Source organism: Marivirga sp., from assembly GCF_051117495.1.
Taxonomy (GTDB): domain Bacteria; phylum Bacteroidota; class Bacteroidia; order Cytophagales; family Cyclobacteriaceae; genus Marivirga.
In genome coordinates this window covers 97,761-111,735 of record NZ_JBNPEF010000007.1, presented here as the reverse complement: position 1 = coordinate 111,735, position 13,975 = coordinate 97,761, and the positions used below count along the sequence as shown (strand labels likewise).

At 35.2% G+C, this 13,975-nt stretch carries 13 protein-coding genes; 11 read left to right on the top strand and 2 right to left on the bottom strand.

What is annotated here, in order from left to right; translation table 11 throughout:
* The first annotated feature begins 299 nt into the window (after positions 1–299).
* Positions 300–1,214 (top strand): zinc-binding dehydrogenase, encoded by a 915-nt coding sequence (locus ACFE0M_RS05260; RefSeq protein WP_434544698.1) that lies wholly within the window; start codon positions 300–302, stop codon positions 1,212–1,214.
* Positions 1,215–1,238: 24 nt separating this feature from the next.
* On the opposite strand, the gene ACFE0M_RS05255 is transcribed toward ACFE0M_RS05260, so the two are convergent.
* Together ACFE0M_RS05255 and ACFE0M_RS05250 are read right to left on the bottom strand one after the other, a co-directional pair.
* Entirely contained in the window at positions 1,239–1,397 is a 159-nt protein-coding gene (locus tag ACFE0M_RS05255; RefSeq protein WP_434544697.1) for a hypothetical protein, read from the bottom strand.
* 59 nt (positions 1,398–1,456) lie between these two features.
* Entirely contained in the window at positions 1,457–2,179 is a 723-nt protein-coding gene (locus ACFE0M_RS05250; protein WP_434544696.1) for a tetratricopeptide repeat protein, read from the bottom strand.
* Between the two features lie 296 nt (positions 2,180–2,475).
* On the opposite strand from ACFE0M_RS05250, the gene ACFE0M_RS05245 reads away from it, so the two are divergent.
* From ACFE0M_RS05245 to pnp, 10 genes are all read left to right on the top strand, one after another.
* Positions 2,476–2,868: a hypothetical protein gene (locus ACFE0M_RS05245; protein WP_434544695.1), complete on the top strand. Its 393-nt coding sequence runs from the start codon at positions 2,476–2,478 to the stop codon at positions 2,866–2,868.
* Positions 2,869–2,926: 58 nt separating this feature from the next.
* Entirely contained in the window at positions 2,927–5,419 is a 2,493-nt protein-coding gene (locus ACFE0M_RS05240) for a PIG-L family deacetylase (protein ID WP_434544694.1), read from the top strand.
* A gap of 153 nt (positions 5,420–5,572) precedes the next feature.
* Entirely contained in the window at positions 5,573–6,022 is a 450-nt protein-coding gene (locus ACFE0M_RS05235; RefSeq protein ID WP_434544693.1) for a MarR family winged helix-turn-helix transcriptional regulator, read from the top strand.
* Positions 6,023–6,062: 40 nt separating this feature from the next.
* Positions 6,063–6,422, top strand: a complete 360-nt coding sequence (locus ACFE0M_RS05230) for a DoxX family protein (RefSeq protein ID WP_434544692.1) — start codon at positions 6,063–6,065, stop codon at positions 6,420–6,422.
* Between the two features lie 10 nt (positions 6,423–6,432).
* Positions 6,433–7,434, top strand: coding sequence for an alpha/beta hydrolase (locus ACFE0M_RS05225; RefSeq protein ID WP_434544691.1), 1,002 nt, complete (start codon positions 6,433–6,435; stop codon positions 7,432–7,434).
* A 74-nt stretch (positions 7,435–7,508) separates the two neighbouring features.
* Positions 7,509–8,813 carry an LVIVD repeat-containing protein gene (locus tag ACFE0M_RS05220; protein ID WP_434544690.1) on the top strand — a complete coding sequence of 435 codons (1,305 nt, stop codon included), beginning with the start codon at positions 7,509–7,511 and terminating at the stop codon, positions 8,811–8,813.
* The gene (locus ACFE0M_RS05215; RefSeq protein ID WP_434544689.1) at positions 8,800–9,399 is read left to right on the top strand and encodes a hypothetical protein; all 600 of its coding nucleotides are present in this window, start codon (positions 8,800–8,802) and stop codon (positions 9,397–9,399) included. The genes ACFE0M_RS05220 and ACFE0M_RS05215 overlap by 14 nt, the downstream gene beginning before the upstream one ends.
* A gap of 225 nt (positions 9,400–9,624) precedes the next feature.
* The gene (locus tag ACFE0M_RS05210) at positions 9,625–11,244 is read left to right on the top strand and encodes an LptF/LptG family permease (RefSeq protein ID WP_434544688.1); all 1,620 of its coding nucleotides are present in this window, start codon (positions 9,625–9,627) and stop codon (positions 11,242–11,244) included.
* A gap of 72 nt (positions 11,245–11,316) precedes the next feature.
* Positions 11,317–11,592 carry a 30S ribosomal protein S15 gene (gene rpsO / locus ACFE0M_RS05205; protein ID WP_434544687.1) on the top strand — a complete coding sequence of 92 codons (276 nt, stop codon included), beginning with the start codon at positions 11,317–11,319 and terminating at the stop codon, positions 11,590–11,592.
* A gap of 146 nt (positions 11,593–11,738) precedes the next feature.
* Positions 11,739–13,880: a polyribonucleotide nucleotidyltransferase gene (pnp, locus tag ACFE0M_RS05200; protein WP_434544686.1), complete on the top strand. Its 2,142-nt coding sequence runs from the start codon at positions 11,739–11,741 to the stop codon at positions 13,878–13,880.
* The last annotated feature ends 95 nt before the right edge of the window (positions 13,881–13,975 follow it).

Sequence of the window (13,975 nt, the reverse complement as noted above, 5' to 3'; positions counted from 1 at the left end):
CGCCTGCCGCGGGCTCCTCGAAATTTAAGTAGCGATTTTTACAAAATCACTCCCTAAATTTCCGAGGTCATAAAACTGTTTCGTAAGCTCTATTTTAGAACTTACACAGTTTATGAGATACTCCCTTTTATTTCCTAAGAATGAAAATAAATTCCCCCATCGTTTCCTATTTTTGAAAAAAAATATCTCCAAATGCTTATCAGAAAATCCTATCGCACCAACAAAGCAGGTTCCATCAACAGACTAAAGTTAGTCGAAGAAAAACTAGGTGACCCCTAGAACATGAAGTCCAAATTAAAGTGAAAGCCATAGGGCTCAATTTTGCCGATGTTTTTGCCATTTTGGGCTTGTATGGAGCCACTCCAGAGGGAAGTTTTATTCCAGGCTTGGAGTATTCAGGAGAAATTATTGCTATTGGCAGTCAGGTACAAGATATTCAAATGGGCGATAGGGTTATGGGAGTAACACGCTTTGGAGCCTATACTTCTCACCTTAATATAGATTCGGATTATGTCAATAAAATACCTGAAAATTGGACTTTTGAAGAAGTTGCCTCATTTCTGGTTCAGGCTTTAACGGCCTATTACGGACTTTTCCATTTAGGAAATTTAAAAAAGGGAGATACCGTTTTGATTCATTCTGCAGCAGGAGGAGTGGGTTTGTTAGCTAACAGAATGGCACAAAAAATGGGAGCTTTTACTATTGGAAGCATTGGTTCTGCATCAAAAATTGATCTTTTGAAAAAAGAGGGATATCAAAAATACATAGTTCGTTCCAATCGCTTTAAATCGGATTTGGAACAGGCTTTGAAAGGCCGAGAATTAAATTTAATTATGGAATGTATAGGAGGGAAGATATTTAAAATCGGTTATGATATGTTGGCGCCTCAAGGCAGGGTGATCAATTATGGTTCAGCCCGATACGGTGATACTCATAACTCTCCTAATTGGCCAAGGTTGGCATGGCTGTACCTTACCCGACCTAAAATAGATCCACAAAAAATGATAGAGAGCAATAAGGGTGTTTTAGGCTTTAATTTAATTTGGTTATATGACAGAAAAGAATTGATGAAACAAATCCTGAAGGAATTGGAAGCCCTGAAAATGGATGCACCTTATATTGGTCATCAATTCAAGTTTGAAGAAATGCATAAAGCCTTAAAACTTTTCCAATCCGGTAAAACCATGGGAAAAGTGGTTTTATCCTTAAAATAGTGTTTTTTTTATGATAAGCAACTTTTACCCGTTTTTTAGAATAAATGTAAAGCCAAAGCCGTGCCTTGACTTTAAACAACCAAAACGGTCAATACTATTTACGGATCGACAAACTTCCAACTTCCAACTTCCAACTTCTAACTTCCAACTTCCATCTTCTAACTTCCATCTTCTAACTTCCATCTTCTAACTTCCATCTTCTAACTTCCATCTTCTAACTTCCATCTTCTAACTTATTACTTCTAACCACCAAAGATTTTCCCTTTCACAAACCCCCAAAATTCTTTTCTTTCATCGGCAGAGGTTATCAATGATTTTAAAGTATTGCCAAAAGTGGGCTTTTCTTGCTTGTTTTTATCATTTTTTATATTTGGTAGAGGAGCTGGTTCAGGCTTGGGTTGAGGGGTTACATCAGCCTTTTCTTCAGTGGATTTACTCATCCCAAAATTTTTAGGATCAATTTTTTCGGCATCTTTATAGTGCTGTTCCGCTTTTTTATGATTTCCCATTTTCCCCAAGACTAGACCAAGGTTATTATGGGAAATAGCATCTTCAGGATCCAATTCCAATGCTTTTTGATAGTCTTTTTTAGCACCTTCCAAATCATTTAGGTGATCTTTAATAAAAGCTCTGCTGGCATATCGAAAAGGGTTTTCAGGCTCCATTTCCACTGCTGTATTAAAATCTTGCATGGCGGCATCCTGCTGTTTGGCCATATAATATACCAAACCTCTTTCAGCATAGAGCTCGGCACTTTCAGGTTTTAATTTTATAGCTTTGCTCATATCTGATTGTGCTGCTTGATAATCCTTTATTTTAAAATAAGCTTTCCCTCTTTGATAAAATGCCACGGGATTTTGATTGTTTTGGGTGATATATTGAGAGTACAAATGAATCCCTTGTTTGAAATCTCCCTTTTGGCAGTAGGATGAAGCAGTTTCTAAAAGTATATTGATATTTTGCATGCTAAAATTCTATAATCTTTTTAAGGATGACAAAATTACTAACTATTTTACATCATGTCTGTTTCATTTTTCATAAAAGTCATTCCTTTTTCTAATTCTTTTAGCCCTACTTTGTCAAGTTGGTACTGATGCTACCGATTTGTGCCTGCCTGCAGACAGTTCCTCACAAATAGAATTTTTAGCTGTTTAGCGCTGTAATGACACATCTCTTGGCGATGATTGAGGAATATGACAAAATAGGATTAGGCTTTAATTCTTAATTCTTATATTTTTGATATTTATAAACTCATAAAGTAATGATACAAGCTTGGATGCGAGGAGTCTTATTGATTGCCTCAGTGTATAATGTAGCATGGTCTGTATTCCTTTTTTGGAGCCCCAATAGTTATATTAAATGGATGACAGAAGGCATACAAACTGAAAACCAATGGGTTTTTTATCAAGCTATCGGTATTTTGGTAGTTGCCATTATGCTATTTATGGGTTTTCTTAAGCCTCTAAAATTTAAATGGTTTATTTTATTTTCTTTTCTTGCCAAATTATTGGGAGGTTTTGCGGTTTATTTATTGATCATGGAATCAGAATTCACCAAAAAATTTATTTTTCATTTACTAATGAATGACTTAGTTTGGTTACTGCCTTTACTTGCGATTGTCAGGGCAGCATTCAAATCAGAAAAAAGCCGTTGAACTACAATGATTTGGTCTTCACTACTTTTTTAATTAAATCGCTTTAAAAATTAATTAAATGAGATTTATTTTATCAATTTTTCTACTGACTTCTTTTTTAGCCTCCTCAAAAGCACAATTAAAGGAACCCGTACCTGCTTCAGAGATTTTGCATCAGATGCAAAAATTACAGCATACCACCAGGGTTCTGTATGTGGCCGCTCACCCAGATGATGAAAACACCCGATTTATTGCCTATGTAGAAAATGGTAAAAAATTCGAAGCTGCTTATCTATCGCTCACCAGGGGAGATGGCGGACAAAATGTTATCGGGCCTGAATTAAGAGAAGGATTGGGCTTAATTCGTACTCAGGAATTATTGGCCGCCAGAAAAATCGATGGTGGAGAACAGTTTTTTACCCGTGCCAATGACTTTGGTTATTCTAAAAATCCGGATGAGACTTTTAATAAATGGGGCAAGGAAGAAGTTTTATCAGATGTGGTATGGACTATCCGCAATTTTCAACCAGATATTATTGTTACCCGATTTAATCAAACTCCTGGCATAACGCACGGACATCATACTGCCTCTGCTATATTGGCGGATGAAGCTTTTAAATTGGCAGGAGACAAAAATGCTTTTCCAGAGCAGTTGGAATATACTAATACATGGCAACCTAAAAAAATCTATTGGAACACTTCTTCATGGTTTTTTAGAAGGAATGAGGACTTTGATAGATCAAAATACGTAACCGAGAATGCTGGTGGCTATTCTCCGCTCTTGGGAATTTCTTATACAGAAATGGCCGCATTAAGTAGAAGCCGGCATAAATCACAGGCTTTTGGTACCGCTGGTAATAGGGGAGATGAAATAGAATATTTTGAATATTGGAACGGACCTGAAAATGAAAAGGCTATATTTTCGGGCATAGATCATTCTTGGAGTGAATTTAAAAATGGTAAGGCTATTCAAAAAGCCATTGCTCAATTACTCAATGAATTTCAAGCCACCGCACCTGAGAAATCCATTAATCAATTATTTGAGATAAAAGATTTAATTGAAAAACTTGAGGATTCAGCAGTTAAAAGGGATAAATTAGATGCTATTAATGAGTTAATTCTTAATTGCGCAGGCTTCTACCATTTACTTTTTCATGACAATCCTTATGCTGCACCAGGAGACCAAATTAATGTGAATTTAGAGTTGGTAAACCGATCAGATGCTACAATAGAGTTATTGTCCGCCAAAATTATAGAGTTGGAAAAAAATATACCTATTTCAGGGGATTTGAAAAATAATCAGGTAAAACTAGAAGGCTTTGCTTTAAACATTCCTGATGAATTTCCTTTTTCAAATCCATACTGGTTAAATAAATCATCAGCAAATGGACTTTATGAAGTTGAAAATCAGCAGCTAATCGGAAAAGCGGAGAATCCTCCTGCAATTGAAGCCCAAATAAATCTCAAGATCAATGGTAATGATTTTAGTTTTAGAAGCCCTTTAAAATATAAAACATCTGATCGTATTAATGGAGAGATTATTCAGCCATTATATATTTTACCTTCAGTATCAGTGGAATTTGGAGAAGAGGTATCTATTTTTACTTCAAATAACCAAGAAAAAGAGTTAACTGTTAAGGTAAAAGCACTAAAAGATAATGTGACGGGTGATCTTAACTTAAAATTACCTGAAGGTTGGGAAGTCATTGAACTGGAAAATAATCTAGTATTCGAAAATCTTCCGAAATCAAGTACAAAGGAATTTAAGATTAAAATAGCCTCAGGTGAAGAGAGTGGTAAATTTGATTTGATTGCTTCTGTAAGGATGAATCGAGTCATGTATTCGGCACATAAAGTACAGGAAATTCAATATGACCATATTCCCAATCAAGTTATTTTACGAAAAGCCCAACAGCAATTGGTATTGGCGGATGTAAAAATTAAAGGTGAAAAAATTGGATACATAGAAGGTGCTGGCGATGCTGTGGATGAAGCCTTAAAAGCTATGGGTTATGAAGTTGATTTTATTGATATAGAGAACATATCAATTGATGAATTAAAGCAATATGATGCTGTAATAGCGGGAATCAGGGCATATAATGTAAATGCTGGCTTGCAAATTCATTACAAAAAAATGAATGAGTATATGAATTCAGGAGGTGTTTATATGGTTCAGTATAATACGACCTATAGTTTACCTGACACCGATTTTTGGCCATATCCTTTAAACTTATCCAGAGATAGGATTACTGTGGAAGAATCTCCTATGGAATTTATTAATCCCGATCATCCTACTTTAAATTATCCCAATAAAATTTCTGAAGATGATTTTAATGGATGGGTACAGGAAAGAGGTCTTTATTTTCCTGACCAGTGGGATAAAGCTTATACACCTATCTTAGTGGGTAATGATCCAAATGAAACACCTAAAAAAGGAGCTTTATTGATAGCTGAATACGGAAAAGGAAAATTTGTATATACCGGTTTAAGTTTTTTCCGAGAGCTTCCAGCAGGTGTTCCGGGTGCTTATCGTTTGCTTGCTAACTTATTGGCTACAAACCCAAATCCTTAATTATATATACCCATTTATCAAAAATATTTGATAGTTGGTCGATTAAATGTTCAAACATGGAAACAAAAAGCATACATTCGTGTTTAATGTATTAACAATACACATAATAGTAATATTTAGTTAATGCAAATAAGGATTTAAATTAAAATTAAAATGAAGTTAGAAGAAGAAATTAAGCAGTCGAAATTTGAAAACGAAAGACAAAAAGCCATTTTAAACGTGATCTACACAGCCAATTGGATTGGCTCTGTTCAACACAAAATATTCAAAAAACATAAATTAACTTCTCCTCAATATAATGTTTTAAGAATATTAAGAGGGAAATTCCCTGAGCCACTTACTGTTTCATCTATACAAGAAAGAATGCTTGATAAGATGTCCAACGCATCTCGTTTGGTTGATAAATTAGTAGAAAAAGGCTGGGCAGAGCGTTCTACTTGCATGTACGATAGAAGACAAGTGGATGTGGTCATCACCACTGCCGGTCAAAAGCTATTAAAGGATATTGAACCAGAACTATCGGGCTTTCATAATGAGGAAATGGTTTTGTCTGAAGAAGATGCAGCTGCAGTTAATAAAGCATTAGATAAAATAAGAGGATAATATTTTTTATATTGGGTTGTTTTAATCAAATTCTATTAAGATGAACCTAATAGCAAATATTGGAAGATTTCTTTTTGCCATTCCTATGGTAATTTTTGGGGTATTTCATTTTGTAAACACAAGGTCTTTACAAAATGTGGTACCCTCTTTTATTCCCGGTCAAACTTTTTGGGTATATTTAACAGGAGCGGCTTTGATTGCAGCAGGTATCAGTATATTGATCAAGAAGCAAATTCAATTAATATCCAATCTTTTAGCCATTATGCTTTTAACCTTTGCTATATTCGTGCATGCTCCCATGGCTTTTGAAGGGGATCAACTAGCTGCTAGCTCCTTATTAAAGGACATCGCACTAGCCGGTGGAGCGTTTATATTAGGACATTATTTTAAAGATAAATAGGTAAATTCGTATGAAGGTATTCAAAAGGATTTTTATTGGCTTGATCATACTGCTTAATGCTATAGCTGTGATTTATTTCTTAGGGCCAAAACTGGAGAGACCTCAATTCGCGCAAGATTTGCCTGAAATTCCTGCAGATATTATCACCTTGGAAAGCTGGGTCAATGAAAGAGAGCAAAATAAACCAAATATAAAACCTAATAATCAAGCACAAGTAATCTGGTTTGATGACAAACTTAATCCAACTGAATATTCTGTGGTTTACCTTCACGGATTTGGGGCAAGTCATCAGGAAGGCTACCCAGTGCACAAAAACCTAGCGGACAGTTTAAAAGCAAATCTTTATTTAGCTCGTCAAATAGGTCACGGACTATCATCTGAGAACTCATTTAAGGGGATCACTGCCGAATCTTATATGATGTCTGCCATGGAAGCATTATCCATTGGTCGGATTCTAGGCGAAAAAATTATTTTAATAGGAACATCAACTGGCGCTGCCCAAGCAATATGGCTTGCGGCTCAATTTCCAGATGAAGTGGAAGCATTAATTTTGTATTCGCCCTATATTTCATTAAAAAATTCGTCAGATGAAAAATTGGTCTTGGGCCCCTGGGGTACTACATTCACCAAATGGGTAATGGGAGGTGAAGTGAACCAAGAAATCAGGCCGGATTCCGTGGCGGCCTATTGGTCAGAATATTACCATTTAGATGCATATTTCTCACTTTTTAGTATGATCCATGAGAGTATGAAAGCAGAAACCTTTGAAAAAGTAAATTGTCCTGTTTTTATGGCTTATTACTATAAAGATGAAGATAATCAGGATGAGGTAGTTTCAGTATCTGCTATGAAAGAGATGTTTGAACACTTACCTTCTGAACATAAAAAGGCCATTGCATTCCCCAATACTGGCAATCATGTTATTGCCTCTGATTTGCGTTCCAAAGATTGGCTTGGGGTGAGAGATAGTAGCTGGGTTTTCATTAAAGAAGTCATACTGGGTTCAAATTAATTTTATCATCTATTAATCCAACCGTTGAAGGAAAAGTAGTGTCTATGAATTAGGGATTTCTAAATATTATAGACATGAAAAAAACTATCAAACTACCGTTATTTTATTTTCTAGCATTCTTGGGCATCACATTTTTAAGTAGCTGCGAAGATCAATGTGAGCAGGAAAGTGTTTATTACTTATATCAGCCTATATTTGAAACAGTAGAAGTTATTCGTGAATCTGTTGAAATTAAAGAGCCAAGACCTATCAATAATCTTGGTAAAATTTACTTCAAAGACGGATATTTATATCTTAATGAAGTGGATAAAGGAATTCATGTAATTGATAACCGAGATCCGGCCAATCCTCAGAAAATAGCATTTATCAATATTCTGGGTAATTTTAGTTTAGCGGCAAAAGACCATGTGTTATATGCCAATAGCTACATGGATTTATTGAGCTTCGACATTAGTAATCCAAATGACATAAAAGAAATTGACAGACTAGAAGAAGTTTTTATGAACTATAGTTACTACTCTTCTTCTTTTTATCAAAATGAAAGACAGGTAGTGGTAGATTGGGAGTTTGTAGAGGAAAGAACTATAAGAGAACTTGACTGTAAAAATGCCTATGGTCATGACGGCATGGTGATTGATGGAATGTATGCATTTTCAAGTATGTCAGAAGCTCGTGTTTCCGGAAATGGAACGGGAACGGGTGTAGGCACGGGAGGCTCTATGGCCACATTTACTATATATGATGAATTTCTATATGGTATAGATAATGATAATATAATTCTTGCCAATATCTCAAATGTTGAAATGCCGGCTCTTCACAGTAAAATTAGAGTGGGGTGGGGAATTGAAACCCTGTTTCCTTATGGAGATAAGTTATTTATAGGAGCCAATGATGGAATGTATATTTATGACAATGAGGAACCTTCCAACCCTCAATTGATTAGTAAATATCAACATATCAATAGTTGCGACCCAGTTGTGGTGCAAGGTGATTATGCTTATGTAACATTAAGATCGAGTACTCAGTGTCAAGGTTTTTCTAATCAATTGGAGGTAGTTGATATTTCTGATTTACAGACCCCTACGCTCGTAAAAGAGTATCCGATGTATAATCCACATGGTTTGGGAATTGACGGCAATGCATTATTCATTTGTGACGGACAAGCCGGATTGAAAATTTACAATGCGGAGAATATTAATCAAATTTCAAACAATCTTATCAAGCAGTATCGAAATATCAATCCTATCGATGTTATCCCATTGGGAAATGTATTGATGATGATTAGTGAGCAGGGTTTGCATCAATATGATTATTCAAATTTAGAAGATATAAAGTTGATTAGCAGTATCTTAATTGAAGAGCCAAATGCTGAGCAGTAAAGTTCAATACATATTCCTCTTTTTGGCAGGATTCCTGTTTTGTTTTGACAGTAATGCCCAGCAAAATCGACCTGATTCATTAATTGATGTAAGTGATCAAATATCATTGCATAAAAGGATTTCTGTTGGGCTATCAGCCGGAAAAAGGACTGATGACTTATCATTGAATTTGGGTTTGCAATTTTTGACATACGTAAACTGGAAAAAAATTGATTTGGGGTTAGGAGTCAATTATGAAGATGAAAATTATTTTAATCTGATTCCTGCTTATGCCCACATTGCCTATAATCCTATTCCAGATGAAAACCATGCTAAAATGTTCTTTCAATCAGGTTTGGCTTTTAATATTCCAGGCACAGTGGATTATGATTATGGAAAACCCGGCATCTTATTGGGAGGTGGAATTGAGCAAGAATTCATGTTGTTTAAAAGATTGTCTTCTGTCTTTCAAATCATGTATAGGTATCAAGAAACCTCAACTGTAAGGGAATGGCCTTCCAATCAACAAGGCCAAGATGATATGAATTCAGAAAAAATCAAACACTCCATGCATCGGGTCATGATAGTATTCGGGCTAAATTTTTAATTGGATGTTATCGTCATTTGGATTTTGCTTATGCTTAATGCAGTTAATAATTTATTTCCGCTAGAAAACCTAATTTTATTGTTGATTATCAATTGATTAAGTAGAATTTCAGATTAATCACTTAATAGGTTTTATTTAAATTTAAAACTTTAGCATAATTCTTGTTTATTTGCATTTCGAATTTAAATTATTGTCGTTTAAACATTGAAATTCATAATTTTTTGAATGAAGAAAATAGATAAATTAATACTTAGGTCATTTATTGGGCCCTTCTTAATCACCTTTTTTGTAGTGGTTTTCATATTATTGACCCAATATATGCTCAAATATTTTGATGACTTTGTGGGGAAGGACTTAGGCTTTAATGTATTTGCCGAGTTAATTGCCTATTTCAGTATTAATATGACACCCATTGCATTCCCACTGGCAGTATTGCTTTCTTCGCTCATGACATTTGGTAATTTGGGAGAGCATTTTGAGCTTACTGCTATTAAAAGTGCTGGTATTTCTTTGGTTCGGGTACTACGGCCACTATTTGTATTTGTAGTCTGTTTAAGTGCGTTGGTATATTCTTCCAATAATTTTATTGTGCCTAAAGCAAATTTAGAGGCATATAGTTTACTTTATGATATCAAACAAAAGAAACCATCTATTGATATAAAAGAAGGAGCATTTTATGGCGGAATCCCGGGCTATAGTATTAAAGCAAACAAAAAGTATGAAGATGATAAATCCCTAGGCGACCTTATCATATATAATCATTCCGATAAAAAGGGGAATACCGAAATAATTCTAGCAGATTCAGCTCTGATGTACACCATTTTAGGTGACAAATATCTTGTAATGGAGCTCTTTGACGGCAAAAGTTACACAGAAGATGAAGCAAATAAACCTAATAAGCCAGCTAATTATGTCCGAAATATTTTCCAGCATAATAAAGTGGTATTTAGCTTGGCTTCATTTGAAATGGAAAGAACTGATAAAGAATTGTTCTCATCCAATCGTTTGATGAAAAACGAAAGAGAATTAAGGAATGATGTGGATTCAATGAAAAATGATATCATCAAGTCAAAAAGAACCATTTACAGATATACTCCTAGATTTTTCAATATGCATTTGCAAGATGTGGAAGAAATCAAGCCTCGCACTGTTGAAATGTGGGAAAAAATGAAAGAGGATACCGCATCAGTCAATTCCGATTCAACTGATCAAGAAGAGGAGCAATTAACAAGTTCGGATGCTATACCCATAAAAAATGCTAATAAAAGCCTTTCAGAAAAGAAGGCTAAAGGTGGCTTAAAAATTCAGGAACAAAAGCAACCAACTGAAATTGAAAAAATCACTACCTACGATTCGGCCATAATAGCTAGAGCGGACAGTGTCTATATGAATAGAAATAGAGGTAACAATAATATTGTGGATAAACCGAGGTTTGCCAAAAATAGGTTGAAAGGAGAAAATACCAGAATTGAAAGAAGAGAATTCGAGAGCAATGTTTATGGCATTGAGGCCAATTCGAAACTATCACAAGCCGTAGCCTGCATTGTCATGTTCCTTATTGGCGCACCTTTGGGGGCTATTATTAAAAAAGGTGGATTAGGTTTTCCTGTTATAGTTTCTATATTATTTTTCATTATTTCCTATGTAATCAATACTACAGGAATAAAATTAGGTAGGGCAGGGGATATTAATAATTTTTTGGCTGTTTGGGCTTCCAATTTTATTTTACTTCCTTTTGGCTTATTCTTTTTAAGACAAGCACGAAATGATTCCCGATTATTTGAAACAGATTACTATGCTGTCAAAATCGCCTCATTTTTCAAGTTATTTAAAAAGGAAAAATAAATAGGTTTTTTGTTCACAAAAAAATATGCGTATATTTGCGGCTGTTTTAAAATAATTTAATAAACGCTAACTATGTATTTAGACACAGAAAAGAAAAAAGAGCTGTTCAAAAATCATGGTCGGTCAAAAGCAGAAAATGATACAGGTTCGGCAGAATCTCAAATTGCGCTTTTTACTTACCGAATCGGTCATTTGACGCAGCATTTAAAAGTAAACAAAAAAGATCACTCATCAAGAACCGGTCTTTTGAAATTAGTAGGTAAAAGAAGAAGATTGTTGGACTATCTTTACAAAAACGATATTGAACGATATAGAGCAATTATTGCTGAATTAGGTTTAAGAAAATAATTACATTTCATTTATAAAAAGGGAATCTTATGGGTTCCCTTTTTCCATTATTATCACCTCATTACGAATACCACATCTTATATAGGACGTGTATAGCAAATGCGGAAAATTAACAACAAGACGAGAAAACAGTAAAAAAATTATTTATGGCTATACCAAAAGCGATTAAAAAAACATTCAACCTACCTGATGGCAGGGAAATTAGTATAGAAACAGGCAAATTAGCAAAACAAGCAGACGGAGCTGTAGAAGTAAGAATGGGTAATACCATCTTATTAGCCACAGTCGTTTCCAATAAGGAAGCAAGAGAAGGAGTTGATTTCCTTCCCATGTCAGTAGATTACCAAGAAAAATTTGCTTCATCAGGCAAAATACCTGGTGGGTTTTTGAAAAGAGAAGGGAAACTTTCTGATTATGAAGTATTGACTTCCCGCTTAGTGGACAGAGCTTTACGTCCATTATTCCCATCTGATTATCATGCTGAAACACAAGTAATGATTCAGTTATTTTCATTAGATGAAGATGATTTACCAGATGCTTTAGCTGCCTTAGCAGCATCTGCGGCCTTAACCGCATCCGATATTCCATTTGCTGGCCCTATCTCTGAAGTTAGAGTTGGACGAATCGATGGAAAAATGATGATCAACCCTACTTCAAAGCAATTAGCTGAGTCTGATATAGACATGATTGTTGCCGCCACCATGGATAATATCATGATGGTAGAAGGTGAAATGAAAGAAATTTCGGAAGCAGAAATGGTAGAAGCCATTAATTTTGCCCACGAATCCATTAAAATTCAATGCCAAGCTCAATTAGATTTAGCAAAAGAGGCTGGAAAAACTGAAAAGCGTGAATATAATCACAAAGAAGAGCCAGATGCTGAATTGGAGAAAGAAATCAACGATAAGTTTTACCAACAATTTTATGATATAGCTGCAAAAGGTTTAGCTGACAAGGCAGAGCGTGCTAGGTTGTTTTCTGAAATAAAGGACAGTTATATCGATTCTTTACCAGAAGATACTGAAATTAGTATTTCTTTAGCCAAAAACTACTTGAGTGCTACTCAAAAGAAAGCGGTAAGAAATGCCACGCTGGAGACTAGAAATAGATTAGACGGCAGAAAATTAGATGAAATCAGACCAATTTGGAGTGAAGTAGATTATTTGCCTTCTGCACATGGTTCAGCAGTATTTACAAGAGGAGAAACTCAATCACTGACTACCGTTACTTTAGGTACTAAGTTAGATGAGCAAATGGTAGATGGCGCTGTTCATTCTGGTTACAATAAATTTATATTACATTATAACTTCCCAGCATTCTCTACTGGTGAAGCTAGACCTAACAGAGGTCCAGGTAGAAGAGAAGTAGGGCATGGTAACTTAGCTTTAAGAGCATTAAAGCAAATTTTGCCAACTCCTGATGAATTGCCTTACACAATACGTGTTGTTTCCGATATTTTGGAATCAAATGGTTCATCATCCATGGCTACTGTTTGTGCAGGTTCATTAGCCTTGATGGATGCAGGTATTCCAATTAAAGCTCCAGTTTCAGGTATTGCAATGGGATTAATCTCGGATGCAGAAACAGGTAAATATGCTATTCTTTCCGATATTTTAGGGGATGAAGACCATATTGGTGATATGGACTTTAAAGTAACGGGTACTGAAAAAGGGATTACCGCTTGTCAAATGGACATCAAAGTGGATGGTCTTTCTTCTGAATTAATGATGGAAGCATTGAACCAGGCTAAAGCAGGTCGTGACCATATCAGAAATGAAATGTTAAAGACTATTGCTGCTCCAAGAGAAGATTATAAACCTAACGCTCCTAGAGTGGTTAATATCGAAATCGATAGGGAAATGATCGGTGCGGTAATTGGCCCTGGAGGAAAAGTAGTTCAGGAAATCCAAAAAACTACGGGTGCTACTGTGGTAATTGAAGAAACTGAAAAAGGTGGAAAAATCAATGTTTTTGCTGTAAACAAAGATTCTTTGGATCAGGCAGTGAAATGGATCAAAGGCATCGTGGCTAAACCGGAAGTAGGTGAAGTTTATGATGGAATCGTTAAAGCGATACAGCCTTATGGTGCATTCGTTGAAATTATGCCGGGCAAAGATGGATTATTGCACATTTCTGAAATCAAGCATGAGAAAATTGATAATTTAGAAGGTATATTGGAGATAGGAGAGGAAGTGAAAGTGAAGTTGATCGATATCGATAAAAAGACCGGAAAATTGAGGTTATCAAGGAAGGTATTATTGCCTAAACCAGAAAAAGAAGAGAAATAATTTCATTTTTAGAGAAATATTCACATTTTTGATATAAGGAAGGAACTGTTTGGTTCCTTCTCTATGTTAAGAGTTCGTTTAAATTTAAACCATAT

Excerpts from the sequence above, each read along its gene's own strand:
- ACFE0M_RS05255 (WP_434544697.1), bottom strand. The coding sequence starts at position 1,397 with ATGGAAGTTAGAAGATGGAAGTTAGAAGATGGAAGTTGGAAGTTAGAA.
- ACFE0M_RS05250 (WP_434544696.1), bottom strand. The coding sequence starts at position 2,179 with ATGCAAAATATCAATATACTTTTAGAAACTGCTTCATCCTACTGCCAA.
- ACFE0M_RS05245 (WP_434544695.1), top strand. The coding sequence starts at position 2,476 with ATGATACAAGCTTGGATGCGAGGAGTCTTATTGATTGCCTCAGTGTAT.
- ACFE0M_RS05240 (WP_434544694.1), top strand. The coding sequence starts at position 2,927 with ATGAGATTTATTTTATCAATTTTTCTACTGACTTCTTTTTTAGCCTCC.
- ACFE0M_RS05235 (WP_434544693.1), top strand. The coding sequence starts at position 5,573 with ATGAAGTTAGAAGAAGAAATTAAGCAGTCGAAATTTGAAAACGAAAGA.
- ACFE0M_RS05230 (WP_434544692.1), top strand. The coding sequence starts at position 6,063 with ATGAACCTAATAGCAAATATTGGAAGATTTCTTTTTGCCATTCCTATG.
- ACFE0M_RS05225 (WP_434544691.1), top strand. The coding sequence starts at position 6,433 with ATGAAGGTATTCAAAAGGATTTTTATTGGCTTGATCATACTGCTTAAT.
- ACFE0M_RS05220 (WP_434544690.1), top strand. The coding sequence starts at position 7,509 with ATGAAAAAAACTATCAAACTACCGTTATTTTATTTTCTAGCATTCTTG.
- ACFE0M_RS05215 (WP_434544689.1), top strand. The coding sequence starts at position 8,800 with ATGCTGAGCAGTAAAGTTCAATACATATTCCTCTTTTTGGCAGGATTC.
- ACFE0M_RS05210 (WP_434544688.1), top strand. The coding sequence starts at position 9,625 with ATGAAGAAAATAGATAAATTAATACTTAGGTCATTTATTGGGCCCTTC.
- rpsO (WP_434544687.1), top strand. The coding sequence starts at position 11,317 with ATGTATTTAGACACAGAAAAGAAAAAAGAGCTGTTCAAAAATCATGGT.
- pnp (WP_434544686.1), top strand. The coding sequence starts at position 11,739 with ATGGCTATACCAAAAGCGATTAAAAAAACATTCAACCTACCTGATGGC.